General features: G+C 29.7%; 2 protein-coding genes. Both read right to left on the reverse strand.

Annotation, left to right across the window (positions count from 1 at the left end; translation table 11 throughout):
• Nucleotides 1-912, reverse strand: a 912-nt coding sequence (hpt, locus tag Q0352_RS13030; RefSeq protein WP_299528150.1) for a hypoxanthine phosphoribosyltransferase, incomplete at its 3' end; no start/stop codon positions are given.
• A 134-nt stretch (nt 913-1,046) separates the two neighbouring features.
• Nucleotides 1,047-2,686 (reverse strand): protein translocase subunit SecF (gene secF / locus Q0352_RS13035; protein ID WP_299528152.1); only part of this gene is annotated, 1,640 nt, incomplete at its 5' end.

A 2,686-nucleotide genomic window follows, 5' to 3' on the forward strand; every position in this document is an offset into this window, starting at 1 on the left:
AGCAATTAATAAACTTGTTGGAACTTCTATCGTAATCATTCCATCAATAGTTTCACCGTTTTCTTCTAAAAAAGCATCCAATGCTACCGCTTGCGCTTTTGTACGTGGAAAACCATCAAAAATAATTCCATTGCTGTGTGGAACTTTATTAACTACCGTTTTCAACATTTTAATGGTAACATCATCAGGAACTAAATTTCCTTTATCAATAAAGGATTTGGCTAAAATTCCAAGTTTTGTTTCATTTTTTATGTGTTTCCTAAACATATCTCCAGTTGAAATATGAACAAGATTGTATTTATCTTTTAACATATCTGCTTGTGTCCCTTTTCCTACACCTGGAGGGCCAAAAAGCAGGATGTTTTTTACTTTTGGTTTTGCTGTAAGTTGGTATATATTAGCAAGATTTCGTCCTAGTCCATCATAATCTAAACCATATCCAACAATAAACTCATCAGGTATTGGAATACCAATATAATCTATAGGTAAATCTTTTTTAAACACATCTGGTTTAAAGAAAAGCGTCGCTATTTTAAGCTGTTTTAATTTTTTATCACTAAATATGTTATAAATTTCTTGAAGCGTATTTCCTGTATCAATTATATCTTCTAATATAACTACAGTTCTTCCTTCTAGATTTTCATTTAACCCAACTAATTGTTTTATTTTTCCTGTTGAAGAGGTTCCTTCATAAGAGGCTAATTTCACAAATGAAACTTCGCAGTTAAATTTATATTTACGTACAAAATCAGCAACAAACATAAATGAACCATTCAACACACCTATAAATATGGGTGTTTCATCTTTACAATCTTTAGCAACTTCTTTTACAATTTTGGTAATTGCCGAGGCAATTTTATCTTTAGAAATATACTTTTTAAAATATTTGTCGTGTAGTTTTATGATGGCCATTTTTTTTGGTTTATTACAAATTTAGTAATCAAAATAGAATAACAGTTTGTATTTTGATTTTATTTGCTAATTTGAAATACAAAAACCGTTTTGACATCTCAAAACGGTTTTTATGGTGTTTAATATATTATAATTTATTTTTTCTTTTTGTCTAATTTATGAATTGTATCATACATTAAAGGAGATGCAATAAATAATGAAGAGTACGTTCCAACTATTACTCCAATAATTAATGCAAACATAAATCCTTTAATAGAATCTCCTCCAAATAAGAAGATAGCTGACAATACTACTAATGTAGTTAAAGATGTATTAATTGTTCTTCCTAAGGTACTACTTAGTGCTTTATCAACAACATTTGAGAATTTCCAAGAAGTATGAATACCTGCAAATTCACGAATTCTATCAAAAATTACCACCGTATCATTTAATGAGTAACCAACCACTGTTAGTATAGCAGCAATAAATGATTGTCCAATTTCCATATCAAATGGTAATATTTTATGGAATATTGAGAATAATGCTAATACTATTAAAACATCATGGAAAACAGCAGCTACAGCACCTAAACTATATTGCCATTTTTTAAACCTTAATAGAATGTATAAGAAAACAATTAATAAAGAACCTAATATTGCCCATCCAGCAGCTGTTTTAATATCATCTGCAATTGTTGGTTCAACTTTAATTGAACTCATTACACCAACTTTATTTTCACCTTCATAACCAGGTTTAAATTCATCTAAAGTTAGATTTTCAGGTAAATATTGTTTTAAACCACTAAATAATAATTGTTGAACTTCATCATCAATATGATTTCCTTCTTCTTCAATTTTATATTTTGTTGTTACTTTTAATTGACTAGCTTCTCCATAAGTTTTTACTTCTGGAGCACTTCCAAATACATCTTTTAAAGATTCTGCTACTTCTGTAGCGCTAGTTGTTTTATCAAATTTCACAACATATGATCTACCACCTACAAAGTCAACTCCGTAGTTTAGTCCATTCGTAAATAAAGAAGCTAAACCAAGAATAATTACACTTGCAGAAATTACATAAGCTATTTTACGTCTTTTTAAGAATTCAATACCTTCATTTTTAAACCAGTTTTTAGTAATGCCGGTATTGAAAGTGAAAAGTTTTCCTTTTGCAGCATACCAGTCTATTAATAAACGGGTAATAAAAATTGCAGTAAATAAAGACGTTACAATACCTACCATTAATGTGTAAGCAAATCCTTTTACAGGTCCTGTACCAAAAATGTATAAGATTACACCAGTTAACATGGTTGTAATGTTGGCATCAATAATAGCAGATAAAGCTCCTTTAAAACTAAATCCATGACTTATGGAAGCTTTTAATCCTTTACCTTTATTTAATTCTTCTTTAATTCTTTCAAAAATAATTACGTTCGCATCAACCGACATACCTATTGTTAAAATAATACCTGCAATACCTGGTAATGTTAGTACAGCGCCAAAAGCAGTTAATATTCCGAAAATAAATAAAAGGTTTACTGCTAAAGCTACATCAGCAAATGCACCTGCTTTTCCATAATAGAAAATCATCCATAATAAAACTAATAGTAACGCTAATGCAAATGAACTCATACTGCTGTCAATAGCTTTTTGACCTAATGATGGCCCTACAACTTCAGATTGAATAATATGTGCTGCAGCTGGTAATTTACCTGCTTTTAATACATTTGCAATATCTTGAGCTTCTTCAACAGTCATACTTCCACCAGAAATAGATGTTCTACCAGTAGTAATTG

This window comes from uncultured Lutibacter sp. (assembly GCF_937891065.1).
Lineage (GTDB): Bacteria > Bacteroidota > Bacteroidia > Flavobacteriales > Flavobacteriaceae > Lutibacter.